The organism is Chryseobacterium sp. CS2K3, from assembly GCF_059515185.1.
In genome coordinates this window covers 223,490-250,198 of record NZ_JCAKRW010000001.1, presented here as the reverse complement: position 1 = coordinate 250,198, position 26,709 = coordinate 223,490, and the positions used below count along the sequence as shown (strand labels likewise).

Annotated in this window: 17 protein-coding genes; 1 reads left to right on the top strand and 16 read right to left on the bottom strand. The window is 36.2% G+C overall.

Going from position 1 to position 26,709, the window contains the following annotated elements; translation table 11 throughout:
• Positions 1–130: 130 nt before the first annotated feature.
• The 16 genes from nadC to AC5YGG_RS01080 all read right to left on the bottom strand — a co-directional run bounded on the left by nadC (position 131) and on the right by AC5YGG_RS01080 (position 22,797).
• Entirely contained in the window at positions 131–991 is an 861-nt protein-coding gene (nadC, locus tag AC5YGG_RS01155; protein ID WP_496142588.1) for a carboxylating nicotinate-nucleotide diphosphorylase, read from the bottom strand.
• Between the two features lie 10 nt (positions 992–1,001).
• Positions 1,002–1,628 (bottom strand): hypothetical protein, encoded by a 627-nt coding sequence (locus tag AC5YGG_RS01150; RefSeq protein ID WP_496142587.1) that lies wholly within the window; start codon positions 1,626–1,628, stop codon positions 1,002–1,004.
• Positions 1,629–1,641: 13 nt separating this feature from the next.
• Complete coding sequence (nadB, locus tag AC5YGG_RS01145) at positions 1,642–3,213, bottom strand: L-aspartate oxidase (protein ID WP_496142586.1); 1,572 nt, start codon at positions 3,211–3,213, stop codon at positions 1,642–1,644.
• A gap of 30 nt (positions 3,214–3,243) precedes the next feature.
• Positions 3,244–3,870, bottom strand: a complete 627-nt coding sequence (locus AC5YGG_RS01140) for an NAD(P)H-dependent oxidoreductase (RefSeq protein WP_496142585.1) — start codon at positions 3,868–3,870, stop codon at positions 3,244–3,246.
• A gap of 121 nt (positions 3,871–3,991) precedes the next feature.
• On the bottom strand, positions 3,992–6,253 hold the full coding sequence (locus tag AC5YGG_RS01135; protein WP_496142584.1) for an FIDD domain-containing protein: 2,262 nt from the start codon (positions 6,251–6,253) through the stop codon (positions 3,992–3,994).
• A 109-nt stretch (positions 6,254–6,362) separates the two neighbouring features.
• A complete protein-coding gene (locus tag AC5YGG_RS01130) occupies positions 6,363–8,621 on the bottom strand; it encodes an FIDD domain-containing protein (protein WP_496142583.1) in 2,259 nt (752 codons plus the stop codon).
• A 162-nt stretch (positions 8,622–8,783) separates the two neighbouring features.
• Positions 8,784–9,260 carry a ribonuclease HI gene (gene rnhA / locus AC5YGG_RS01125; protein ID WP_496142582.1) on the bottom strand — a complete coding sequence of 159 codons (477 nt, stop codon included), beginning with the start codon at positions 9,258–9,260 and terminating at the stop codon, positions 8,784–8,786.
• A 102-nt stretch (positions 9,261–9,362) separates the two neighbouring features.
• Positions 9,363–10,949: a replicative DNA helicase gene (gene dnaB, locus AC5YGG_RS01120; protein ID WP_496142581.1), complete on the bottom strand. Its 1,587-nt coding sequence runs from the start codon at positions 10,947–10,949 to the stop codon at positions 9,363–9,365.
• 153 nt (positions 10,950–11,102) lie between these two features.
• The gene (locus AC5YGG_RS01115) at positions 11,103–13,241 is read right to left on the bottom strand and encodes an FIDD domain-containing protein (protein ID WP_496142580.1); all 2,139 of its coding nucleotides are present in this window, start codon (positions 13,239–13,241) and stop codon (positions 11,103–11,105) included.
• Between the two features lie 97 nt (positions 13,242–13,338).
• Positions 13,339–15,435, bottom strand: coding sequence for an FIDD domain-containing protein (locus AC5YGG_RS01110; RefSeq protein WP_496142579.1), 2,097 nt, complete (start codon positions 15,433–15,435; stop codon positions 13,339–13,341).
• 603 nt (positions 15,436–16,038) lie between these two features.
• The gene (locus AC5YGG_RS01105; protein WP_496142578.1) at positions 16,039–18,126 is read right to left on the bottom strand and encodes an FIDD domain-containing protein; all 2,088 of its coding nucleotides are present in this window, start codon (positions 18,124–18,126) and stop codon (positions 16,039–16,041) included.
• 398 nt (positions 18,127–18,524) lie between these two features.
• The gene (locus AC5YGG_RS01100; RefSeq protein WP_496142577.1) at positions 18,525–19,760 is read right to left on the bottom strand and encodes an MFS transporter; all 1,236 of its coding nucleotides are present in this window, start codon (positions 19,758–19,760) and stop codon (positions 18,525–18,527) included.
• A 92-nt stretch (positions 19,761–19,852) separates the two neighbouring features.
• Positions 19,853–20,215, bottom strand: coding sequence for a hypothetical protein (locus AC5YGG_RS01095; protein WP_496142576.1), 363 nt, complete (start codon positions 20,213–20,215; stop codon positions 19,853–19,855).
• Positions 20,216–20,284: 69 nt separating this feature from the next.
• Positions 20,285–21,784, bottom strand: a complete 1,500-nt coding sequence (locus AC5YGG_RS01090) for a GH3 auxin-responsive promoter family protein (protein WP_496142575.1) — start codon at positions 21,782–21,784, stop codon at positions 20,285–20,287.
• Between the two features lie 137 nt (positions 21,785–21,921).
• The gene (locus AC5YGG_RS01085; RefSeq protein WP_496142574.1) at positions 21,922–22,224 is read right to left on the bottom strand and encodes a hypothetical protein; all 303 of its coding nucleotides are present in this window, start codon (positions 22,222–22,224) and stop codon (positions 21,922–21,924) included.
• 177 nt (positions 22,225–22,401) lie between these two features.
• The gene (locus AC5YGG_RS01080; protein ID WP_496142573.1) at positions 22,402–22,797 is read right to left on the bottom strand and encodes a hypothetical protein; all 396 of its coding nucleotides are present in this window, start codon (positions 22,795–22,797) and stop codon (positions 22,402–22,404) included.
• A gap of 255 nt (positions 22,798–23,052) precedes the next feature.
• Here AC5YGG_RS01080 and mfd point away from each other — a divergent pair, with 255 nt between their 5' ends.
• The gene (mfd, locus tag AC5YGG_RS01075) at positions 23,053–26,421 is read left to right on the top strand and encodes a transcription-repair coupling factor (protein ID WP_496142572.1); all 3,369 of its coding nucleotides are present in this window, start codon (positions 23,053–23,055) and stop codon (positions 26,419–26,421) included.
• Positions 26,422–26,709: the final 288 nt, after the last annotated feature.

The window sequence follows — 26,709 nt, the reverse complement described above, 5'->3', positions numbered from 1 at the left end:
TTTTAATGAGTCTTAATAATATCAAGTATTTGATTCTCAGTATTGTAAATAAAAATTGAATTTTTGTATGAAAAAAGTCATGTTACTGAATTTTTAATAAAATAGGAGTGTTTTTGTTAAAAATACAACGCTATTTCACTGCTTTGAGACTCAAATCAATATTCTCAGCCGAGTGTGTAAGGGCTCCTACAGAGATGTATGTAACCCCTGTGGTCGCAATTTCTTTAATCATATCACGGGTAATTCCGCCTGATGCTTCAGACTCACATGAACCGTTGATCATCTCAACTGCCTGCTTCATTGTTTTAACATCCATGTTATCAAGCATAATTCTGTCAACTTTTGCATTGATTGCTTCCTGTACTTCCTCCAGATTTCTTGTTTCAACTTCTATTTTTAACTTTTTCTTGGTCTTTTTAACATATTCCTTTGCCATTTTTACAGCATTGGTAATGCTTCCGTTGTAATCTATGTGATTATCTTTTAGCATGATCATGTCATAGAGACCGTATCTGTGATTGGTTCCGCCACCTATTGCCACTGCCCATTTTTCACATATTCTGAAATTCGGAGTTGTTTTTCTTGTATCGAGAAGCTTGGTTTTTGTTCCTACCAATCTTGAGTCCCATTCGTGGGTAAGAGTTGCAATGCCGCTCATTCTTTGCATGCAGTTAAGAACAAGCCTTTCTGTAGAGAGAATAGATCTCGCACTTCCTGTTACGATAAAAGCGATGTCTCCAACTTTTGCTGCTTCTCCATCTTTAATAAATGTTTCAACCTTTAGATTTTTGTCAAAGGTTTTAAAAATAATCTCAGCCAATTCTACTCCAGCAAGGATACAGTCATGTTTTACCAGGAGTTTTGCACTTTGCTCCAGCTCTTTTGGAATTGTGGAAAGTGTAGAATGATCTCCATCCTGAATATCTTCTTCTAAGGCATTATTTATAAAAGTTTTTAATGCTTTATCGGTAACGTAGTTGGGTCTTTTCATTTGTTATATTTTAATAGTATCTGGATAAGCCTTTTCCGAATAGTAAATCGTGAATGATAAATAGAATAACGATTTCGTGATTTTTTGCTTCTATTTTTTCAAATTCAATACGCTCTTTTATAGAATTATGATCTTGGTTTATTCCCCGGAACTCAAGAATTTCTATACTGGTTCTCCCTTCTTTTTTTATATAGAAATCCCATTTAAAATTTTCCCAGTCATATTCCTGTGTAAAATAACGGATTTTATTTTTATTAAAAACTAAAATGGGATAGGTTGGCTTGTTGATATAATAATAAGTTAAAGATAAATTGTTGTCTCTGATGAATTGCTCAAGATCTATATCAATAGGCTGAGTAGAAATTTTTTTTCTCGAAATTCTTAACACATTGCATATTATACTTAAAACTAAGGGATATTTATAGCGGGAAATAATATAATTCCTCAATGCGATATTCCCTAAATAGCCTAAGATAATTGCTGAAACAGGTGCTATAAAGAATACGGATCCATCAATATCCTTTCTGAAAGCTGAACAGATTAATATCGAACTTAATATAAAAAAGGCAATAAGAATCTTTCCTGAATAGGATAATAGATCTACTACCGTTGTTATTTTTAAATTTGAGATCTTCATCAGTTGAAAATTCCTAGGCTAGATCTTTATTGTAAAATGCTCCTTTATTTTCTGTCATTTCCATGGATTGGGTAATGATAAGATGAGCAACGGTGGTTAAGTTTCTTAATTCTGATAATTGTGGTGAAAGAATAGAGTAGTGATAAATTTCATTTACTGCTGCTGCAATTTCCTGGTGCTTCTGTAATGCCATGTTGAGACGCCTGTTGCTTCTTACAATACCGACAAGGTCACTCATCATTTCCTGAAGCTGTTTTCTAAGATAGCTGATGATTACCATTTCGTCCATGATTTTCATCCCTTCTTCATTCCATTCCGGAACGGCTTTAAGATCATCAAAGTTGAAATTATTTTCATTGAGCAGAGCTACGGTTTTCATAGCGGCATTGTGTCCGAATACCAATCCTTCAAGAAGAGAGTTGGAAGCAAGTCTGTTGGCTCCATGCAGACCGGAATTGGTACATTCTCCTACAGCAAAAAGATTCCTGATGGACGACTGTCCGTCTCTGTCTACTTCAATTCCGCCCATAAGGTAGTGGCACGCCGGAACTACAGGGATTAATTGAGTGAAAGGATCAATTCCTTCATCCTTGCATTTTTTATAGATATTTGGGAAATGTTCTAAAAATCTTTCTTGGCTCATTTCGCGGCAATCCAGACCTACATATTCATCTCCCGAAATTTTCATTTCATTGTCAATAGCTCTGGCTACAATATCTCTGGAAGCAAGCTCTTCACGCTCATCATATTTCTGCATGAATTTTTCGCCTCTTTTTGTTTTCAGTTTTGCTCCGTCACCTCGTACAGCTTCAGAAATAAGGAAAAGCATTCCGTCAATCTTATTGTATAAAGCGGTAGGGTGGAACTGGTAATACTGCATATTGGAAACCTTACCTTTTGCCCGTGCTACGAAAGCAATTCCGTCTCCTGTAGCGATAGTGGGGTTGGTGGTGTTTTTATAAACATGTCCGGCTCCTCCTGTAGCTGCCAGTGTTATTTTTGAGGTGATTTTTTTGATTGTTTTGGATTTTTCATCCAGTATATAAGCGCCGTAGCAATGTATGTCTCCTTCATTAAGTTCTTTTCCGGGAACATGGTGCTGAGTAATGATGTCAATTACATAATGATGATCCAGGATTTCAATATTCGGGCTGCTGTTGGCAGTCTCAAGTAAGGCTCTTTCGATTTCAAAACCTGTGATGTCTTTATGATGAACGATTCTGTTTTCGGTATGACCTCCTTCTCTTCCTAGGGCAAATTTGCCATTCTTCATGTCGAATTGAGCACCCCATTCTACAATTTCATTGAATCTTGCAGGGGCTTCTTTTACTACCATTTCCACCACATCGCGTTTGTTCTCCCCATCTCCGGCACGCATGGTGTCGTCAATGTGCTTTTCAAAGTTATCTTTCTGGAAGTCTGTCACTACAGCAAGCCCGCCTTGTGCATACTTGGTGTTGCTTTCATCCTCATCAGATTTGGTTACAATAATGATTTTGGCATCAGGGAGCTGTTCAGAAACTTTAATGGCATAGGAAAGTCCGGAGATGCCGGAACCAATTACTAATACATCCGCTTTTATCATATGCTGGCTTTAGGTACAATCATTTAAATATTAAATAAATTTAAACAATTTTTCGTTTGGTTTTCTTACTTTTTTCATGTGTTGGAAGTGGTCTTCCTCAGAACGGTAGCCTAAAGCGAGGGTAACGGTTACTTTTTCTGTTTCGGGATTTATATTCAGAATCTCTTCTATAATATCCTGCCGGAAGCCTTCCATAGGGCATGAGTCTATATTTTCAATAGCAGCGGCATACATAAGATTTGCCAATACGATATAAGACTGCTTTTCTGCCCAGTTGAAAATTTCATCCTGTGTTTTCTGATTAATATGTTGACTGATACTATTTTTGAATGGGTTAAGCTGCTCAAGAGGAGTCTCTCTTACCTCGGAAATATGATTAAAATAACCACGAATATAGCTTTCTTCAATAGTTTTCTTTGAGATAATAACAACAAGATGAGAACAGGTGGAAATTTGTGATGGATTATAAAAGGCAGGAATTAATTTCTGTTTCATTTCCTCACTTTCTACAACTGTGATTTTATAAGGTTGAAGTCCTAATGAGCTTGCAGACAACTTTCCTGACTCAAGAATGTTGTGAAGTGTTTCCTGAGGAATGATCTGATTGTTAAATTTTTTTACAGAGTATCTTCTGCTTAAAGCCTCCAAATAGTTCATAGGACAAATTTAAGAATTGAATATGAATAAAGCGTCTTTTAAATGAAATATATCCACCCAATAAATGCAAAAAATCACCCCGAATAACGGAGTGATCTTGATTATATAAGTGAGTGTGTAATTAATCTCTGTTTTTAACAATTATCCAGCCTGAGAATTTTACAGGAGTACTGTTTTTGTTATTTTCATTCCATGAAACGGAATACCAGTAATTTCCGGTAGGAACTCTTCTTCCATTTGCAGTTCCGTCCCATCTGTACTTGTTGTCTCTATTTGCCTGATAGATCTGAACACCGTATCTGTCATAGATATTTACCTCAAGCCCCTTCTTGACAGCTAATGCGGAATAATCAACTGAATCATTGATGCCATCATCATTAGGTGTAATTACATTGACAAGATTAGGGACTGTAATATTGACTTCAATAGGCTGACAGTTGTAATTGTCTTTTACATATATTTTGGCTTCACCTCTTACTACATTGGTAAAGGTATTGGAATCCTGCCAAAGAACATTATCTATTGAGTATCGGTAAGGGGGTGTTCCTCCTTTTACATATACTGTAACAGTGCTTCCGGAAATATCAATACTTGAAACTACAGGGTTTTCAGATGCATAAACAGTCACGGTTTGTACAACAGAGCATTCTCTGGTCTTTAATTTTACCCAATAAGTTCCCACGCCAACATTGGTAATTTTCTGGGTTGTGGCGCCAGTGCTCCATTCATAGGCATTAAATCCAGGTCCGGCATCTAGCGTGGTTTTGCTTTCCATACAGATGATTTGATCCTTTAGAACTTGAGAATACGTTGGAGGAATTACGGTTAAAGTAAGCTTGGCAATAGAGTAGCAGCCTGTGGAATTGCTGATTACTTTTACATATGCTACACCACTAGGTGCAATATAAGTTGTAAAATTTGATATTTCATTAGTCCCGTCAATAGCATCAGTTAAAGATGGATAATATTTTTTTGTAGTTCCATTCATTAAAGTAACACTTACTGAAGAAAGGTTAAAGAGTGCAGTAGACGGATTGGTTTCTATAAAGCAAGATTTTATTTCTGGATGAGTTACAATGACTTCTGGATGAAGTTTAAGTGTAATTTTTGCTGTGCTTACGCATCCTTGGGCTGTTGTAACTTTTACGTATATCGTCGCCGGACCTGATGCATAGGCAAAAGGATTCGTAATCTGATTGGTTCCGGCATTCAGATCATATAATGTAGGATAGAATTCTTTGGTTACTCCGGTTAATGTGGTTACATTGGCGGCATCCAGGTCAAAGGTTGCTGTTCCTGCATTATTGTTATTACATCCGGTAAGGGTTGCATCCGTTGCGGCAAATGCGGTAGGAGTGAGTTGTATAACTCCATCACCATTATCACAAAGAGTAGAAGTAGGGTCTTTGATGACCACTTTAATGGTTGTGTTTCCTGTGTATTGGAAACTTGACGGGTTAGCAATAGGAACAGGATCACCTAATATATAATATGTGAAAATATAATTTCCAGGATTATTTACAAATTGAGAATTATAAGAGGTAAGATCTACGGTACCATGTCCTGTTGCAGGATTTGTACATACAAAAGGGCTGATGGTATTGTTTAAAATAGGAACTTTGTCCACAAATACCTTGGCATTTTTAATCGAATGTCTTGCGCTGGCACCTCCGGTTGCTGCTGAAAAACCAAAATACCCCTGTGTCATTCCTGCTGCATTTCCAGAAGGAGCGAATGATTGGTCAACGATAAGGGTGCCATCTATTCTGATTTTAATAATCCAGTTGGCAGGATTGCTCAGATCTGTTTCACCATTTACTTCTACATGTCTGTAGGTACTTCCTACAAATGGAATCGTAGCATTGAGATCTGGCGAATGAAATGTGCTTCCTGCGGTATTATTAAATTCAATATTATTCCCTGCTGTATTATTTGTACCATATAAAAGATGTACTTTACTCATCTGACCTTCAGTGGTATTGTTGAAGATGTCAAAACCTACCATAAGCCCGGAAGCATTCGCCGGAATTCCCAAACCACCTCCTGAAACAAATCCTGTAGGAGGATTAGCAAGGTACCAGAATGTAAAGCCGTCTCCTCTTCCAAATTGAGTGGTCCCGTTTCCGTCAATTCTAAAGTCGAATTCTACTTTCCATTTATCACAATAGCTCAAAGTAATGGGAGTGGATAATTTAATCGCTCCATATCTACTCGTCTGATCAGTAGTAAGTCTGATGAAATCATTGTCCACAACAGCATCTGAAACAAGATCCCAGCCAGTTGTGTTGACAGGGTTTCCTGTGAGTTGATAGGTTTGCGAAAATGATTTTCCGGACAGGCATAATAAAATAGCCAATAAAAAAAAGGGTATATTTTTTTTCATAGAGGAAAAGTTATGAGAGGTTAGTTGTTTTTAATGGTTAAATTGTAATCATGTATTAATTTGAAATATTATAGATGTTTGATAATTATTAAGTTATTGTTCTGATTGTCTATTCTCTGTTTTTTACCAATACCCAGCCTGAGTATTTAGTTTCTGTATTCGCCTTATTGCTTTCGTTCCATGAAACAGTATACCAATAAGTCCCAGTAGGAACTTTTTTTCCTGAAGCAGTACCGTCCCAAGTGAAATTTCTTATTTTATTGGCTTCGTGGATTTTGTTTCCATATCTGTCATATACTATGAATGCTAAATTTTTCTTGTAAGCCAGTGCTGAATAATCTATATAATCATTTACATTGTCACCATTGGGAGTAATAGCATTGATGAGATTAGGAACTGTGATCTGAATATGAACCGGTTCACAATTGTAGAAATCCTTTACAAAAAGCTTTACTTCGCCTCTGGATAATCCTGTGAAGATATTTGAAGACTGCCAGTCCGCTCCGTTCAGAGAATATTGGTAAGGAGGAGTTCCTCCTGCTACATTCATTGTGATGCTGTTATTATGAATATCAATACTTGAAATGACAGGATTAGGAGATGGCATTACTCTTACGATTTGAGTAGTAAAACAGTTTCCGGTTTTTAATTTTACCCAATATTCCCCTACACCTATATTTTTAATGGATGAAGAAGTTTCTCCGGTGCTCCATAGATATTCGCTAAAGCCGGGACCTGCATCCAGATCGGTTTTCTCTTCTATACAAATCGTTTTATCCTTTAATATTGAAGATTTTACTGGCGGTATAACAAAAAGGTTGATTTTAGCGAGAGAGAAGCATCCGTTTGCATCCGTTACTTTTGCATAGACAGCTGTGCTTACGGATAGATATTGCTGAGGATTGATAATCTCATTTGTATTGTTGAGCGCATTGGCAACAGATGTATAGTATTTTTTACTGAACCCCGTTGTTAAGGTAGTTACATCAGCTGAAGTAAGGTCGAAGACTGCATTAAATACGTTGCCTTCAATAAAACAAGATTGCAGGGTTGCCTCCTTTACCGGTGTTTCAGGATAAAAGGTAAGGGTGATTTTTGCTGTCCCTACACACCCTTGCGGAGTCGTTACTTTTACATATACGCTTCCTGGAGCAGATGAATACGTTTCCGGGAATAAAATTTCATTAGTTCCTGCATTCAGATCGCTTAATGTTCTGTAATATTTTTTGACAACTCCTTGAATATCTGTTACGTTAGCTGAATTAAGATTAAAAATAGCCGTTCCGGTTTTGTTATTATTACATCCGATGATCGTTTTGTCATCTGCCTTCAAAGGGGCGAGTGTTAATAGAATTTTCCCATCCGGATTATCACAAAGAACGCCTGCATTATCTTTTATAACTACCGTTACAGTTGTATTGGCATTGAATTGATAATTGGCAGGATTGCTTATAGCTGTTGAGCTGCCTAAAGGATAATAAATAAAAGTATAATTTGAAGGATTGTTTACAAACTGAGAATTAAAACTGGTTAAATTTACATTTCCAAAGCCCGTGGTAGGATTGGGGCAAAAAGACTGGGTTGCCGAATCATGTAAAATAGAAACCTTATCGGTATAGATTTTTACATTTTTAATGGAGTGTCTTGATCTTGCTGATCCTGTAGAAGCAGAAAATCCGAAATATCCTACTGTCATTGCTGCAGCTGTACCGGACGGGGCGAACGATTGATTGCAAATCTGATTTCCGTCAATGGTGATTTTAATAATCCAGTTCGTTGGGTTGGCTGGATCTACTTCTGCTGTTACTTCAACGTGCTTAAAGGTAGTCCCCTGAAATGGTTGTGTAGAATTCAGATCCGGAGAATGAAAAGAACTTCCAGGAACATTGAAGAATTCTACATTGTTAGTATCTGTTGTATTGGTAACCTGTCCGTAAGCAACGTGTACCTTGCTCATTGTAGCGGTTGTTGTGTTGTTGTAAGTGTCAAATCCTACTATAAACCCGACTGCATTTTGCGAAACTCCTAATCCTGAGCCTAGTACACTTGCTACCGGCGGATTGGCAAGATACCAAAATGCAAGCCCGTCTCCATTGAAACTTTGGCTGGAATCCATTCTGAAGTCGAATTCTACTTTCCATTTATCACAATATTTCAGATTAATGGGCTCATTCAGTCTGATAGATCCTGATTGGCTGGTAGCATCCGGGGTGAGTTGAACAAAATCTCCACTTACCTGTGCGGGTGAAACCGTTGTCCATCCGGTTGCGTTTATCGGGTTGCCGGTCAGTTGATAAGTCTGGGCGAAAAAAATTCCAGACATTAAAAATAAAAGAATAGAAAGATAAGATGATATATTTTTATTCATTTAATTGGGATTTAGCATCTTGTAAAGATATTAAATCCCAATTAATAAATATGTATTTAATGTTAATTTTGTTAAAAAAATTAATTATTATTCAAAAAATAATATTTCTTATGATAAAATAATGAATGTTATCCGTGTATTTGTAGAATTTTATTAATCGAATTAAAACAATGTGTTGTTGTCTAATCCTTCGAAATAAGTATCAATTTCCAAATCAGGAGATGCGGCAGCTGCAACAGCTAACTTGTCACAGAGCTCGTTTTCGAAATGTCCCGCGTGCCCCTTTATCCAATGCATTTTAGGAGTGTGCCTGTTGTATAATTCAACGAATTTTTTCCAGAGATCAGGATTTTTTACATTTTTCCAGCCTCTTTTAATCCATCCGGCTATCCAGTTTTGATTAATCGCATCAGAAACATATTTACTGTCTGTATACACGTGAATTTCATTTTCTGTAGATTTCAGTTTTTCCAGAGCAGTGATTACCGCAAGGAGCTCCATTCTGTTGTTGGTTGTTTTCCTGAAGCCTTTAGAAAATGTTTTCTGATAATTTTTTTCAGGAACACGCATGAGAATTCCATAACCTCCTTTTCCGGGGTTTCCGCTGCATGCACCATCTGTATAAATTTCGATTTTCAAACCTGCCTTATAAAATTGAATTATGCTAAATTTCTGATCACAAAATGATATAAATGTCTTAAGAGTAATTTATTCGTAAGTATTAATCCTAATCATCAAAACTTAGAATGGAAAATCATCATCGTCATCAAAATCATTCATGGATGATCCGGAAAGTTTCGAGCTGTCCGGAAGATCAAATGCTGCTCCCGGTTGGATAGTCGTTTTTATTTTATCAAAGCCACTTGGCTCGCCGAAATTAGAAGGATATCCTCCTCCTGCACCACCATCGAAAGCTGCTTCAATATCTCCGAATTTTGCAAAATGTTTTAAGAAAGACAATCTTACATCGGCTGTAGCACCATTTCTGTGCTTTGCAATAATAAGTTCTGCTTGATTTTCAGTAGAAGTTTCCTGCCCTTCCTCATCATTATCCCAAACGGTAATTTTGTAATATTCCGGTCTGAAGATGAAGGATACAATATCGGCATCCTGCTCAATAGCTCCGGATTCCCTTAGATCTGAAAGTTGAGGTCTCTTACCCGGGCGGGTTTCCACACTACGGGAAAGCTGGGAAAGTGCAATTACAGGAACATTTAATTCTTTTGCGATAGCCTTTAATGAACGTGAGATCATGGAAATCTCCTGTTCACGGTTTCCTACTCCTTTTCCGCCACCACCGGCTGTCATCAGCTGAAGGTAATCCACCATGATTAATCTTACATCATGTTGCATTACAAGTCTTCGACATTTTGCACGGAAGTCGAATATGGAAAGTGATGGAGTTTCATCAATATATAGCGGGGCATTTTCCAATTCGGATACATTGGAGAATAGTCTTTGCCATTCTTCATCATCAAGAGTTCCTTTTCTCAGTTTTTCAGAAGAAATTCTGGTCTCAGAAGCAATCATCCTTGTGATAAGCTGTACTGATGCCATCTCGAGAGAGAATAGAGCCATCGGGATTTTATGACCTACTGCAATATTTCTTGCCATTGAAAGAAGAAATGCTGTTTTCCCCATCGCGGGACGAGCTGCAATGATGATAAGGTCGGAATTCTGCCATCCACCAGTTTCTTTATCCACATCTCTGAATCCTGAAGGAACTCCGGAAAGTCCTTGTTTGTCCTTTAAGGATTTAATGGTATCGATTGCCTGCTTTACTAATGAGTTTGCTGTATCAAAACCTTTCTTAATGGTTCCGTTTGTAATCTCGAAGAAAGACTGTTCCGCTTTGTCCAGAAGTTCAAAAACATCAGTTGATTCTTTGTAAGAAGAATCAATTACATTAGCAGAAACATTAATAAGGCTTCTTAAGATATATTTTTCGAGAATAACACGTACATGGTATTCAATATGGGCAGATGAACTTACTCCCATAGTCAGATCAATGATGTAATGATCACCACCTGCCTGACTTAATTTGTCTTCTTTTTTTAAATCCTGAATAATCGTCATTAAGTCTACCGGATGGTTGCCTTCATAAAGCTTTAAAATGGTAGAAAAAATAACTTGATGTCTGGGATCGTAAAATACCTCTGGGGTAAGAAGGTCAATGGAGTGATCAAGACCTTTTTTGTCAATCAAAAAGGTTCCGATAACAAGTCTTTCAAAATCCACTGCATTAGGAGGCATTTTTCCATCCGCAATAGACAATTCTTTTGCAAAGTTTCCGTGTGTAAGGGATGATAATGTTTCTTTCTGCGCCATGGTGCAAAGATAGCTTATTTAAAAAATATTAAGAAAATAGTATTCAACAAATTATTAGTAGTCTTTCGGAAAATACGGTCAATAGGAGATTAAGTTTGTTAATAAAAAAAATCACCTCATCCGAGGTGATTTTTTTCTATAAGAGAAAGCTTCTTATTTATTTTTTACCAATACCCATCCTGAGTATTTTGTTTCGGTATTATCCTTGTTGTTTTCGTTCCAAGAAATAGTGTACCAATAAGTTCCTGTTGAGATTTTCTTGCCTGATGCAGTTCCGTCCCAAGTATAGTTTCTTATTTTATCTGCTTTATACAATTGGTTTCCGTATCTGTCATATACTGTAAAGACAAGGTTCTTCTTATATGCCAATGCTGAATAGTCTATAACATCGTTTACATTATCTCCATTTGGAGTAATTGCATTGATCAGATTAGGCACTGTAATTTCCACTTGAATAGGCGTACAGTTGTAGGTGTCTTTTACATATACAAAGTTCTGACCTCTAGGAAGTCCTGTGAAAGCATTAGAATCCTGCCATGTAACACCATCTATAGAATATTTATACGGAGGATTTCCACCAGCTACTGATACAACGATATTGTTATTTGTGATTTCAATATTTGTAACAGTTGGCTGTGTGCTAGGGTCTATACGTACTTCCTGAACTGTGAAACATTTTCCAGTCTGAAGTTTTACCCAATATGTTCCGATACCTACATTGTTGATAACCTGAGTTTTTTCTCCGGTGCTCCATTCGTAGCTGTCAAAACCAGTTCCTGCATCTAAAGTTGTTTTTGCTTCAGCACAAATGATTTTGTTTTTTAAAACATCAGACTTTACTGGAGGAAGTACTTTTAATACAATGTTTGCAATGGTGTAACATTGTGTCGCGTTGCTTACTCTTGCATATACTGTTGTGCTTTCAGACAGGAATATTGTAGCGTTGATGATAGGGTTTGTCTGAGTTTTAGCATCAGCCACTGTTTTATAATAGCTTACCTGTGTTCCAGCCGGAATTGGGAATGGAACTCCAATCGATGCTTTAGTTAGATCAAAAGTTGAACGGGTGATATCTGTTTCAATGTAACAGTTTTCAATAAGAGCGTCAGTTACTCTTACAACCGGATGGAATTTTAATGTGATCGTAGTGGTAGCTTTACATCCAAAGGCAGAGATAACTTTTACATGTACTGTTCCTTCAGGAGAAACATAATTTGCAGGATCCAAAATCTCATTAGTCTCAGCATTCATGTCCGCAAGAGTAGGGTAATACTTCTTAATAGCCCCTGCTCCGGTAAATACATTTGCTGTGGTTAAATCAAATTTAGCAGTGCCTTCATTGTTATTATTACAAGAAAGTAGGGTTGCTGTATTTGCGGTAATACTTGCATTTACAAATTTAAACTTCCCGGAAATAAAACATCCGTTTCTAGGGTTGTTCGGGTTGTTTGGATCTTTATATAAAACCTTATAATAATATGTGGTCGTAGCATTTACCGTTTCAATTGTAAGAGCATTGTCTCCGGTAATTACATCGTTAGTATCCTTATAATAACTTACTTTGAAATCCTGGCTGTTTCCGTTAAGGATTCCTGCTGAAAGAGTTGAGAAATCAAAAGTAGTAGGAAGTCCACATACCATCACCTTACTTGGATCTGTTTCTGGTGTTGAAGGGATTCCAGGAGTGATGAAAGGGAAAGGTGCTAAAACAGGATCATTAAATGCGGAGCTTAAGCTTGCAGTTCCCGTCCATGTCATAGAGAAACCATCATCAGTGTGGTCAAAGTTGTCCACAACCAAGTAGTAAGTTTCACCTGGTAATACGTTCATATAAGGACTCCATTCCTGGTTGTTCATTGTAGATGTACTAGGTGGCATGGTCGCTGGAGGATTCAGTGTTAAGCTTAATCCTGTTTCTCCGGAAGCTACTTCACCATAATAATTACATCTTATAGGCTGAATAAATTCGTGAGCCGCATTCTGTAAAGATGCACATCCGTTTGTAGTAGGACCATAAACGGCAAAGTCATAATCATCAGTAAGAACGTTTGATTTAATTTTGAAAGCTAAAGTTCCTGGTGTTGAAACCGTAAAAGTATACCAAACAGAATAATGTTCATTACTTGAAAGACATCCTCCGTTTTTATTCAGTAGCTCTATGATCTGCCCGGGACCAGAAGGGGTGTAGGAGATATCCGAGTTTCCACAGATGGGAATCGCTGAAACGCAGTCTGATTGTGAATAGACTGCTTGTGTGATAAATAAAATTAAAAGAAATAGTATTTTTTTCATTGTTTAAAATGATTTTTATGAAACAATCTGAGGTTAACTAGTTTTATTATTGCAGAATAGAAAAAGCCGCCTTACGCGGCTTTATATATTTGATGAATTATTCTCTGTTTTTTACGGCAATCCATCCTGAAAATTTGAACGCTGTATTTTTCTTATTGTTTTCATTCCATGTTAATGAATACCAATAAGTACCTGTTGGGATTTTTTTACCTGCTAAGGTTCCGTCCCACTTATATCCGTTAGATTTGTCAGCCTGGTGAATTTTAACGCCGTATCTGTCATAGATGCTTAGTACAAGATCTTGTTTATCTGCCATTGCAGAATAATCTATCACATCGTTTATACCGTCTCCGTTCGGAGTGATAAGGTTGATAAGATTAGGTACCAGAACAGAAACTACGATAGGCTCACAATCATATGAATCTTTTACATATACCTTGTGCGTTCCTCTTGCAACATTGTTGAATGTATTAGAAGTCTGCCACAAAATATTATCCATAGAATATTGATATTCCGGTGTTCCTCCAATAACATTTACACTCAAAGTGTTGTTTGAAATGTCAATGTTTGTAATGACAGGCTGTTCAGAAGCATATACCTTAACCGTTTGAAGAGTCACGCAATCTCCGGTTTTTAGTTTTACCCAATATGATCCTACTCCAACATCTCGGATTGCCTGAGTGGTAGCACCGGTACTCCATTCATAGCCGTTAAACCCAGGTCCTGCGTCCAATGTAGTCTTGTCTTCCATGCAGATTATTTTATCTGCCAAAACAGTAGACTTTACAGGAGGTAATACTTTCAGAGTAACTTTTGCAATAGTGTAGCACTGGCGGTTATCAGAAACTCTTACATATACAAAACCGTTTGGAGCAATGTAATTTGTAAAATTTAAAATTTCATTTGTTGCATCAATAGCATCTGTTAAAGACGGGAAGTATCTTTTGGTAACGATTCCTGTTCCCGGAGTGGTTACCACTGCCTTATCAAGATCAAAAAGTCCTGTTGATGGATTTGTTTCGATGAAACAAGCTTTAAGTTCAAAATCTTTTACCTGTACCGGAGCATAAAGTTGCAAATTGATTTTTACAATATCAGAACATCCTTGAGGTGTTGTTAATGATACATAAATAACATTTGTTGAAGATAAATATGAGTATGGATTCGTGATTTCATTAGTACCAGCATTCAGGTCCTGCATTGAAGGATAATACTTCTTTGTTACAGTCCATGCCGGGTCATCAAAAACATCAGCTGTTGTTAAATCAAATAATGCAGTGTTAGCATTATTGTTATTACACATTGTTAATGTTGCATCCTTTCCTTTGATATTTCCTTGTTTGAATTTAAATTTTCCGATTTCCCTACAGGAGTTCATTGGGTTATTCGGATTGGTAGGGTCTTCATAACGGATGCTGTAGAAATAAGTCGTTGTAGTATTTACAGTTTGAGGTGTAACGATAGCGTTGTTACCAGAAAGAGCTTCGTTTTGACTGTAATGATAACTAACGATAAAATTGTTATTTCCGTTTACAATTCCAGAAGTTAAGCTGCTGAAGTCAAAAACTGCAGGGTCTGTACAGATAACTACTTCATTCGGATCTGCAGGATTGGCATTAGGTGCTCCTGGTGGAATGAATGGATTAGGAGTAAGTGCAGGATCATTAAAAGGAGATGCTAATGTTGCTGTACCTCCCCATATCATAGAAAATCCTGCAATATTTATGGAGTAATTATTAATCAATAGATAATAAGTTTCTCCCGGCAGTACATCAAGGTATTTTGCCCATCCGTCAGCGTTTGAACCTGGCTGTCCAAAATAATCATAAAGATCCGTTGAAGTCATATTAAGACCTGTAGGTCCGCTTCCTCCAGGAGTAGAGCATCGGATCGTATTGCCTTTATTGGCACAGGTTATGTTGGGTCCCCACACGTACCAATCGTAATCTGAAGGTGAATTGGGGGTAATAGCAAATGTTAAAGTTCCTGCCGTTGCCACGGTAAATTTGTACCATACAGAATATCTTTCCTGATAGCTACCACAGTTACTTTCAGGTAGTTCTTGAGTTCCAAATCCGTCAGGTGTATAAGATATATTAGAATTACCACAAACGGAAAGAGCATCAACACAATCTGATTGCGAATAGAATGTTTGTGATAAAAATAAGATAAAAAAGAGTAATGCTTTTTTCATTTTAATCAATTTAAAATTTTCAATCCTAGTAAATTGTTTTTTGTTTTATAACTAGTTCATGTAACAATCAGCTCCAGGATTAATAAAATCCTATGAAGGCTGTACATACAGCATTCTGCTAATTAATTTTAGGATAATCAATCTAATACGGAAAATGTGGTAAAAGTTTTCATCCTTTTGGAGTATACTCTGAATCAATGTTCAGGTCTTTCTCTGGTTTCTCCGGAGATTTTCGTTAAGTGCTCTAAGAAAGGTCTTAAAACAATACTTTATAGAGCTTTATCCGGTTGAGATAAGCTGTTTTTCTGTCCAAATATGGATTGTTGAAAAGAGTAAAATTTGTAAAGGTTCATTCATAGACGGATATTTTATAGCAAATATAGAAAATTATTAATGTTAAATTAATGATTTTAAAATATATTTAAATAAAACGAAGGATTGTCGTATAATATTGTATCTGTTTTTTTTACAATGGATTTAATTTTTATCTGATTTTTTTTTCTATTGAATATTATATCTTTCCAAGTGTTGATAAAATACAAAAAACAAAAGCTCAGGATAGAATATTCTATCCTGAGCTTTTAGTATGATGATAAATTTATTTTATTCTCTGTTTTTCACGGCAATCCATCCGGAAAACTTGAAAGAGGTATTTTTTTTATTGTTTTCATTCCATGTTAAAGAATACCAATAAGTAGCCGTTGGAACCTTTTTACCCGCAATGGTTCCGTCCCATGTATAGCCGTTGAATTTATCAGCATGATGAATCTTATTACCATATCTGTCATAAATACTGAATACAAGATCTCGTTTATCTGCCAGTGCAGAATAATCTATCACATCATTTATTCCATCCCCGTTAGGCGTGATAATGTTGATGAGGTTAGGAACCAATACCGAAATTGCTATAGGCTCACAATCATAAGAATCTTTTACATATATTTTATGTGTCCCTCTTGGGATGTTAGTGAAAGTATTTGAAGCCTGCCAGTTGATAGCATCTATTGAATACTGATATTCCGGTGTACCTCCGATGACATTTATATTCAAAGTGTTATTTGAAATATCAACATTTGTAATGACAGGCTGCTCAGAAGCATATACTTTTACCGTTTGGAGCGTAATACAGTTTCCGGTTTTTAATTTGACCCAATAAGCCCCAACTCCGACATCTCTTATAGATTGGGTTGTTTCACCTGTACTCCATTCATAACCATCGAATCCTGGTCCTGCGTCCAGTGTCGTTCTGTCTTCCATACAGATAATCTTATCAACCAGAACATTGGATTTTACCGGAGGTAGTACTATTAAAGTGATTTTGGCAATTGTATAACATTGGCGGCTGTCGGAAACCCTTGCATATACGATTCCATTGGGAGCAATGTAATTCTGTGCATTTAAAATTTCGTTGGTAGAGCTTATAGCATCCGCTAAAGAAGGAAAATATTTCTTTGTAAATGTTCCGCTTCCTTGAGATGTTACAGCCGCTAGATTAAGATCGAAAAGACCTGTTGAAGGATTGGTTTCAATAAAACAAGCTTTAATTTCTGCATCTTTTACCGGTACCGGAGTATAGAGATCTAGTTTTATTTCTGCTGTAGCAGAGCATCCGTCTGCTGTTTCTATCAATACATAGACCAGATTAGTTGATGATAAATAGGCATAAGGATTCGTAATTTCATTGGTGCCTGCGTTCAGGTCATTTATCGAGGGATAGTATTTCTTGGTGACGGTATATGCAGGATCGTCAAATACATTGGCAGTTGTTAAATCAAAGACCGCCGTATTGGCATTGTTGTTATTACACATAGTCAATGTAACGTTCTTTCCTTTTATATTCCCTTTTTTAAATTTAAATTTTCCAGTTTGTGTGCAGGAGTTGATGGGATTGTTAGGATTGATGGGATCCTGATATCGGATTCTGTAGAAGTAACTTGTAGTAGCGTTAACATTTACAGGTGTCGCGATTTCATTGGCGCCAGAAATTGCATCATTCTGATTATTATGATAAGTGACTATAAAATTGTTGTTCCCGTTTACAATCCCGGAAGTCAGACTGCTGAAATCAAAAATCGTTGGATCATTACAAACAACGACTTCATTAGGTTCTGCAGGGTCAGCATTAGGTTGTCCTGGTGTAATGAATGGATTAGGTGTAAGTGCCGGATCATTAAATGGTGAAGCCAATGTGGCTGTACCTCCCCATATCATGGAAAACCCATCAATATTGCCTGGAGTGTAATTATTGATTAAGAGATAATAAGTTTCCCCGGGTAATACATCAAGATATTTTGCCCAACCGTCTGCAGTAAAACCATAATCATATTGATCTGTTGCGGTCATATTAAGACCTGTCGGTCCGCTTCCTCCGGGAGTAGAGCATCTGATGGTATTTCCTTTGTTAGCACACGTTGCATTAGGTCCCCAAAGATACCAGTCGTAATCTGAAGGGGTATTTGGAGTAATGGCAAACGTTAAAGTCCCTGCTGTTGCTACTGTAAATTTATACCATACGGAAAACCTTTCCTCGTAATCTCCACAATTGCCTTCCGGTAATTCCTGGGTTCCAAATCCATTAGGAGTATAAGATATACTTGAGTTGCCACAAACCGCGATAGCATCCACACAGTCAGATTGTGAGTAGAATGTCTGTGATAAAAGGAAGATAAAAAAAAGTAGTGTTTTTTTCATGTTATTATTGTTTTAAAAGCGGTAAATATCATTGTAATAAATCCCAAGCTGTTCATATTAATTAATATTAAAATAATGTAGAACCCTAGTATAGACAATAAAACGAGTAGGGGAACAAAAAACCTGTCCCAAAAATGATTGGGATTATTAAGATTAAAATGATATTCACAACGAAATAATTTTTTATATCCAAATATATAAAAAATACAATTTAATTGATAAATACTTATTTAATAAGTATTTATTTTGAATATTTACTAATTTAAATGAATTTATTATCGGTAATTTGATAAATATTGATAAAAAATACTGAAGAAAAATTGTTTTAATTAATGCTTAAATGATGAAGCTGCCACACAATATCTTAAAAATCTTGTTTTTTTAGGTCTTTGTATAGATTAATACTGCATTTTTCTTAATTTAGGATTGGTACTTCCAACAAGTAAAGCGATCAAAACAGTCATAGTACCGCCAAAAACAACAGATCGTACAACTCCTAATAATTTTGCCATCAGACCGCTTTCAAACTGTCCCATTTCATTACTTGACATTATGAATATTGAATTTACACTCAAAACACGTCCTCTGATATGATCAGGTGTTTTTAATTGCACAATGGTCCCTCTGATGACAACAGAAATCCCATCCAGCATTCCGCTCATTACAAGGAACATGAAAGATAGCCAGTATAGTTTAGATAAACCGAATCCGATGATGCAAAGTCCAAATCCTGTCACTACCGCAAGAAGAATTTTTCCTTGATTTTTTCTTAAAGGAACAATGGATAAAAGGGTAATAATACACATGGAACCAATGTCAGACGCCGCATTCAGCAAGCCGAAACCTTCCGCTCCTGAATCTAAAATATCTGTCGCAAATACAGGGATCATTGCTACTGCACCGCCGAAAAGTACTGCAAACATGTCAAGGCATAATGCTCCTAGAATTTCCTTAGTTTTAAAAATATAAGAAATTCCTTCACGCATACTTTCCACTACATTTACTTCTTCTTTTTTATACTCAGAAAACTGTTTTTTCAGCTGCCAGAAAAATAATGAAGCTATAAATATCAGTGATAATATAACGACCAATGTCCATTTTACCCCAAAATATCCAATCAAAATTCCTCCTATGGCATGTCCGCACACTGATGAAATAAGAAACGTAGCCTGATTCAAAGTAACAGCATTCGGAAGATTCTCTTTTTTTACAATCTTTGGAATCATAGAGGGAACAATAGGACCAATGAAAGCTCTTGCAATTCCCGTAAAGAAAATAACACCATAAATATAATAGGTGATCTGATGACCCGTAAAATGCATATTTACATTAAAGAATGCCGGAATTAATAACAGCCCGATCAGAAAAATATAAGCATAGTTGCAGATCAGCAATAATCTCTTTTTTTCATTCATGTCAATAACATGACCCGCATATAATGCACAGCTTACCGCCGGAATCACTTCAGAAAGTCCGATAAGCCCAATGGAAAAAGGATCTTTTGTTAATTGATATACCCACCATCCCAATAATGTGGCAAGCATTCTGAAAGCTAAAACAATAAAAAATCTCCCTGTAAGAAGATTCCTGAACTCGGTATTTTGTAAAGTTTGTAAGGGGGTAAAGGAAATCATGAACAAAAATAGCCCTAAAAATTTATTTAGGACTATTCATATCTTGTTTTTTAAAAGATATATTAAATATATATCAAAAGATAAAATCTATTTTAGTTGGCTCTTGAAGAACTGATTACAATAGCCGCAACACCTGCCGCTCCAATAATGGTAGCCCCCACACCAATTCTTGCCTTTCTTGTATCTTTTACCGCAGCTACATTGGATTTAGGGATAATCACTTCTGTACTGTCTTTTTTTCCAGCTATACCTACAAGATCATCACCAACAATGTTTCTGAATAATATTTTTTGCTTTGGAGATCCGTCTCTCATAGTAACCTTATATACTTTTCCGGCTTCCAGATTAGAATAATTGTTTTTTGAAATATCCTCGCTGTATTTTGTAGTAGCACAAGATGTAATAACAAATAAAGACGTTAATAAAGATGATTTCAACAGTACAGATGCTTTCATTATTTTCGTTTAGTTTTTCAAATTTATAATTTTTTTCGAATATACGTTTTTGGAATTTAAAAAATGTCTTTAAAGTTTATAAATTTCTAAGAGATTGGCAATATTTCTGTCATTGGCTAATCTGGGTATCTTGTTTTGACCACCCAGCTTTCCCTGAGATTTTGCATATTCATGAAAAGCATTCTTCTGAAGTCTCGAAATCTGTAATTTCTGTAAGATATTCCCTGTAATCAGATCATCATAATAAGTATTTCTCTTTCTTAGCTGCTGATCCAGCTCATTTCTGAACAATTCTATATCCGATGGTTCCTTTTCAAACTCTATCAGCCATTCATGATAAGGCAGCCCTTCCTCCGGGTTCACCTGGGGTGCAAGATGGAATTCTGTAATCTGTGCCGGATATTTCTCAAGCGTGGTTTTCATTGCTTCTTCTATTTCAAAAGCAATTACATGCTCTCCGAATGCTGAAGTGAAATGTTTAGTTCTCCCGCTTACCAAAACCCTGTATGGATTCTTATCAATAAATCTTACAACATCTCCTATGGAATATGCCCACAAACCTGAATTGGTCGTAAGAATCAAAGCATAATCTTTATTGAGTTCAATATCTTTTAACGTTAATCTTCTTGCATTGGGCTTTCCATATTCTTCTAATGGAATAAACTCATAGAAAATTCCATGATTGGTCAAAAGTAATAATCCCTCTTTCGTATAATCATCCTGAAAGGCAAAAAAACCTTCAGAAGCCGGAAATGTCTGGATAATATCTACTTTTCCACCCAGAAGATCTTCCATTTTATCGCGATAAGGCTCATAATTTACACCTCCGGTAACGATAAGCTGTAAATTAGGAAATAACTGCTTGATTTTTTTACCGTGCCTCTCTGTCAGTTTTTCAAAATACATGATCAGCCATGGTGGAATCCCCGAAATAAGGGTCATGTTTTGTCGCTCCGTTTCCTCAACAATCTTGTCTACTTTAGCTTCCCAATCCTCCATAATATTGGTTTCCCAGCTCGGCAAACGATTTTTTTGAAGGTAATTAGGAATATGGTGTGCCACAATGCCTGATAATCTTCCGGTTTTGATTCCGAAAACTTCTTCCAGTTCAGGGCTTCCCTGAAGAAAAATCATCTTCCCATTGACAAAATCTGCATTGTTTTTCTTGCTTATATAATGGAAAAGTGCACTTTGAGCACCTGCAATTTGAAATGGCATTCCTTCCTTAGAAATAGGAATATACTTTGATCCTGAAGTGGTACCCGAGGTTTTAGCAAAATATTCAGGAGTTTCGGTCCAAAGAATATTGGCTTGCCCTTTTTTTACCCTTTCAATATAAGGCTTAAGGTCTTCATAATCTGCAACGGGGACTCTATCCTGAAATTCTTTTACAGTATGAATGTTCTCAAAATCATGCTCCCGCCCAAAAAGTGTTTTCTGAGCAGTATTAACTAGGGAAATTAAGAGTTCCTCCTGGTTTTTTTCCGCATTATTTTTGAATTCCTCAGCTTTTTGAACATGTTTTTTTGCCCAGATAAGTGCTGCTTTTTTCTTGAAGAAGTTTAACATGGTTCAAATTTATAAATAAGTAGAGAATCTGTAACCATTTTTTACAAAGGCAGACATAAAAAAACCGATGAAATGAGTTTCATCGGCTTCTCGAAATTTGATTATGAAAATAACAACTATATATGTTGATGTTATGCTTATTTATTTACTTTATATCTTTTATCAGGAGTACCGTCTTTTTTCAGACGCTTGTTTTCCTTATATCTTTTGTCCGGAGTACCGTCCTTTTTCATTTTTGCTGCAGGCTGAGCAGGTTTTACGTCTGCAGGTTTAGCCGGTTTAGCCGTGTTTGCAGTAGCAGCTTTTGCAGCTACAGGTTGAGTTGCTTTTGCTGTAGTTTTTATAGGAGCCGGAGCGGCGCTTTTAGCGGGAGCAGTCTGCTGAGCAGTAGCAAAGCCTAGTCCTAAGATTATAGACATTGCAGATAAGAATTTTTTCATAAGAATTACTGTTTATTTTTTGTTGATTAAAGATATACAAAAAGTAGGCTAGAAAATTTGGAAATTTAAACTTAACTAAAGTTTATTACAGCTTAAAAAAAAATTAAACCGCTGATAAGAAAAACAAAAACCTGCTTCAGAAGTGAAACAGGTTTTCTTATTATATGAATAGAATGTTTAGCGTGTACAGTTGGCTGTCCAGGTTTTACCATCTTTCATAAACAGAATCTTCAATTCATTATTGTCAATTCTGATGTAAGAAGTTCCTGTAGAACCGATCATTACAAGCGTATGATCTCCTTGTTGATTAAACTCAATCCCGTTAAGGTCCGGAATGCTGTTTGAGAAGGCAAAATTGTATTTTGTTCCGCTGGCAATCTTTGTTACAAATACACTTCCGTTATCTGTGCTGATATTGGTGGAACCTCCATCGTTGTAAGATATTTTTCCTTTGTATGTCCCCGCAAAGAAGTCATTGTTGGTAGGGTCATCATCTCTGCTACACGATGAAAAAGATAATGCTGTAAAAACTAACAGCATTAAAACTCCTAAGATTTTAATTGCTTTTTTCATAATACTGTACTTTAAATAATGTTTGGTGAATTTGAAGTGCCAAACACTATGCCATGTGAAAATTTCTGTATTTTTTTTAACAAGTAATTAAATAAATTAATAAAAAATTAAGATTTTAATGCATAACTCTTTCGTTTTAAATTCAAAAGGCAGGATACTTCTGTATGAAGAAAAAAATATACGTACCTTTGTATAGCATTAAACGGTTTCGGAAAACTCCCGAAATCGCTTTTGTCGTTTATACCATTACTATTTATGCAGTTAAAATCCATCAACGAAAAGTTTCTTCCAGATTTGATGCAAAAAGAATTCGGGAAAGAAATCTTTGATCAGTTAGAAAACAATCCGCATATTGCTGTGAAAGGAAGTGCAGGATCATCAGTTTCAGTTTTTGTTGCTGAGCTTTTTTTGGTTCAAAAGAAAAATATACTTTATCTGGTAGATGATAAAGAAGATGCTTTGTATGCTAATACAGAAATGGAAGACCTGTTGGGGAAAGAAAAAGTATTGTATTTTCCGGCAACCCACCTTGAGCCTTATCAGATCGAAAAAACTCAGAATGCCAATTTGGTTTTAAGAACCGAGGTTTTGAATAAAATCAATTCCGGGAGATCTCCAAAGGTGATTGTGGCTTATGCTGGTGCTTTATCAGAAAAAGTATTAAAGAAAGAAGATTTTAAAGCAATTTCACATCATATAAAGGTAGGGGACCAGCTTGATTTTGATTTTGTAGATGAATTGCTCAATCATTATCACTTTCAGCAAACTGATTTCGTTTCTGAGCCGGGAGAATTTTCCGTGAGAGGAGGTATTGTAGACGTGTTTTCTTATTCTTATGAAAAGCCATACAGAATTACATTCTTTGGAAATGAAGTGGAAAGCATTAAAACATTCGATATAGAAACACAGCTTTCCGTAGATAAAGTAAAGGAATTTCAACTGGTTTCCAATATGAATTTTTCTGTTACCGGAAGCAGAGTGTCATTACTCCAGCTATTACCCAAAGAAAGCTATGTAGTTTCCAAGAACGGGATGATAGGAATGCAGAAGATTAAGACATTCTACGAAAAATCACTGGAGAAATATGAGACTTTAAGTAAAGATATTGCCCATAGAACGCCACAGGAGCTTTTTATTTCTGATCAGGAGTTTTTATTTGATTATAAGAAATTTAAAACCGTAGATTTTGGAAGTGCTTCTATTGAAGGTTTAAAAGAAACTGCTGAGGTAAAAATGGAACAGCTTCCACAGCCTTCATTTCATAAGAATTTCGAGCTTCTTATTGAAGATATGGAAGGAAAGCAGAAGGATGGCTTTGATACCTGGATTTCATTTTCTACAGAAAAACAAAAAGAAAGACTTGAATCTATCTTTGAAGAACTGGAGCATGAACTTCCGTTTAAAAGCTTTAAATCTGAACTGCATGAAGGTTTTGTAGACAATGGACATAAGCTCCTGGTCTATACAGATCACCAGATTTTTGACCGTTACCAAAGATATAAAGCAAAAAATACCTTTGCTAAATCAGAGCAGCTTACCCTGAAAGATCTGATGTCTCTTAAAATTGGAGATTATATTGCCCATATCGATCACGGGATTGGTAAGTTCATGGGGCTGGTAAAGGTAAATAATGATGGAAAAATCCAAGAATGCTTTAAACTGACCTATAAAAATGGAGATTTACTTTATGTAAGCATCCATTCATTACATAAAATTTCAAAATATAATGGTCCTGACGGGAAAGAGATTGTATTAAGTAAATTAGGCTCCCCGACTTGGAAATCTTTGAAACAGAAGACAAAAGCAAAAGTAAAACAGATTGCTTTTGATCTTATTCAATTATATGCGCAAAGAAAGACTGCAAAAGGGTTTGCATATACACCGGATTCCTATTTGCAGAATGAACTGGAGGCAAGCTTTATCTATGAAGATACTCCGGACCAGGAAAAAGCTACCGTGGATGTAAAAAAAGATATGGAAGCAGATACTGTAATGGACAGGCTGGTGTGTGGAGACGTTGGATTTGGTAAAACCGAAGTTGCTATTCGTGCGGCATTTAAAGCAGCTACAGATGGAAAACAGGTTGCTGTATTGGTTCCAACTACCATTCTTGCTTTTCAGCATTACAGAAGTTTTAAAGAAAGATTAAAAGAATTTCCGGTAAATGTTGCCTATGTAAACCGATTCAGAACAGCAAAACAAAAGTCTGAAACACTGGAAGATTTAAAGAATGGAAAAGTAGATATTATCATTGGAACTCATCAATTGGTAAGCAGTTCGGTGAAATTTAAAGATCTGGGATTATTGATTATTGATGAAGAGCACAAATTTGGTGTTTCGGTAAAAGATAAGTTGAAAACCTTAAAGAATAATGTTGATACACTTACTTTAACTGCCACCCCGATCCCAAGAACATTACAATTCTCGCTAATGGCTGCAAGAGACCTATCTGTTATCAAAACTCCACCGCCCAACAGGCAGCCGGTAGATACACAATTGATCGGGTTCAATGAAGAGATTCTGCGTGATGCCGTTTCTTATGAACTTCAGCGAGACGGGCAGGTTTATTTTATTAATAACAGAATCGAGAACCTGAAGGATATTGCGGGGCTTATCCAGAGGTTGGTTCCTGATGCAAGAGTCATTACGGGGCATGGGCAGATGGACGGTAAACAGCTTGAAAAAAATGTTCTGGATTTCATGGAAGGGAAATATGATGTTCTTGTTTCTACTACTATTGTGGAAAGTGGGGTAGATGTTCCGAATGCCAATACGATCTTCATTAATGATGCTCAAAGGTTCGGAATGGCAGATCTTCACCAGATGAGAGGAAGAGTGGGACGAAGTAACAGAAAGGCATTTTGTTATCTGATTACACCTCCTTATGATATGATGACTTCCGATGCAAGAAAACGATTGGAAGCGATTGAACAGTTCTCAGATCTTGGAAGTGGTTTCCAGATTGCTATGAAAGACCTGGAAATTCGTGGAGCAGGAGATTTATTAGGTGCTGAGCAAAGTGGGTTTATCAATGAGATGGGATTTGAAACCTATCAGAAATTAATGCAGGAAGCACTTGAGGAGTTGAAAGATGATGCGGATTTCGAAAACCTGTTCGATAATGAAGAAGACCGTCAGAAGCTTTTCAAATCTGTTAAAGATGTTAATATTGATACAGATCTTGAATTAATGTTACCAGATTCTTATATCTCCAATACGGAAGAAAGATTATTGTTGTATCAGAAAATAGCGGAGATCAATAATGAAAAAGATCTCCATCAGTTTGAACTTGAGTTAATTGACCGCTTTGGTGCGTTGCCTAAAGAAGCAGTGAATCTATTGAAGAGTGTTTCTTTAAAATGGCTTGCCGCAGATATTGGTTTTGATAAGATTGTTATGAAAAACGGAATATTCCTCGGGTATTTTCCAAGTAATCCTCAGGATAAATTCTATCAGACGGACAGATTCAGGCATATCATTAATTATTTAACAAGAAATCCTGCCGAAGCTCAGCTTAAAGAAAAGTCCGGAAAAGAAGGAAACCAGCTTATGATGAGAAAGGAAAGGGTGAAAAATGTAGATGAGGTAAATATGCTGTTAAAGGCGATTATTGAACATCAGTAAAATATTCTTTTCAGGTTTGTGAAGGTAAAAAACATATAAAAATTTTAAGTTTTTATATGTTTTTTTATTTCTAGTCTGATTGTTGTCATGTTTCTCTCTTAAAATACTCATTAGCAAGAGAATTACGCCCAATTAATCAAGAGAAAAATCACGTTTTAATGATTAAAAAACAAGGTCTAACTTCCGGTACAGAAAGGGTTTGAGACGTTATATTTATTTAGAAAGAATAAAAAAGTAGAGTTATGTAGAAATAATTCTACTTTTTTGTGTGATTAATTCTATGCTGTA

Bases quoted from the DNA above. Each gene is read 5' to 3' on its own strand.
- nadC (WP_496142588.1), bottom strand. From the start codon at position 991: ATGAAAAGACCCAACTACGTTACCGATAAAGCATTAAAAACTTTTATA.
- AC5YGG_RS01150 (WP_496142587.1), bottom strand. From the start codon at position 1,628: ATGAAGATCTCAAATTTAAAAATAACAACGGTAGTAGATCTATTATCC.
- nadB (WP_496142586.1), bottom strand. From the start codon at position 3,213: ATGATAAAAGCGGATGTATTAGTAATTGGTTCCGGCATCTCCGGACTT.
- AC5YGG_RS01140 (WP_496142585.1), bottom strand. From the start codon at position 3,870: ATGAACTATTTGGAGGCTTTAAGCAGAAGATACTCTGTAAAAAAATTT.
- AC5YGG_RS01135 (WP_496142584.1), bottom strand. From the start codon at position 6,253: ATGAAAAAAAATATACCCTTTTTTTTATTGGCTATTTTATTATGCCTG.
- AC5YGG_RS01130 (WP_496142583.1), bottom strand. From the start codon at position 8,621: ATGAATAAAAATATATCATCTTATCTTTCTATTCTTTTATTTTTAATG.
- dnaB (WP_496142581.1), bottom strand. From the start codon at position 10,949: ATGGCGCAGAAAGAAACATTATCATCCCTTACACACGGAAACTTTGCA.
- AC5YGG_RS01115 (WP_496142580.1), bottom strand. From the start codon at position 13,241: ATGAAAAAAATACTATTTCTTTTAATTTTATTTATCACACAAGCAGTC.
- AC5YGG_RS01110 (WP_496142579.1), bottom strand. From the start codon at position 15,435: ATGAAAAAAGCATTACTCTTTTTTATCTTATTTTTATCACAAACATTC.
- AC5YGG_RS01105 (WP_496142578.1), bottom strand. From the start codon at position 18,126: ATGAAAAAAACACTACTTTTTTTTATCTTCCTTTTATCACAGACATTC.
- AC5YGG_RS01100 (WP_496142577.1), bottom strand. From the start codon at position 19,760: ATGATTTCCTTTACCCCCTTACAAACTTTACAAAATACCGAGTTCAGG.
- AC5YGG_RS01095 (WP_496142576.1), bottom strand. From the start codon at position 20,215: ATGAAAGCATCTGTACTGTTGAAATCATCTTTATTAACGTCTTTATTT.
- AC5YGG_RS01090 (WP_496142575.1), bottom strand. From the start codon at position 21,784: ATGTTAAACTTCTTCAAGAAAAAAGCAGCACTTATCTGGGCAAAAAAA.
- AC5YGG_RS01085 (WP_496142574.1), bottom strand. From the start codon at position 22,224: ATGAAAAAATTCTTATCTGCAATGTCTATAATCTTAGGACTAGGCTTT.
- AC5YGG_RS01080 (WP_496142573.1), bottom strand. From the start codon at position 22,797: ATGAAAAAAGCAATTAAAATCTTAGGAGTTTTAATGCTGTTAGTTTTT.
- mfd (WP_496142572.1), top strand. From the start codon at position 23,053: ATGCAGTTAAAATCCATCAACGAAAAGTTTCTTCCAGATTTGATGCAA.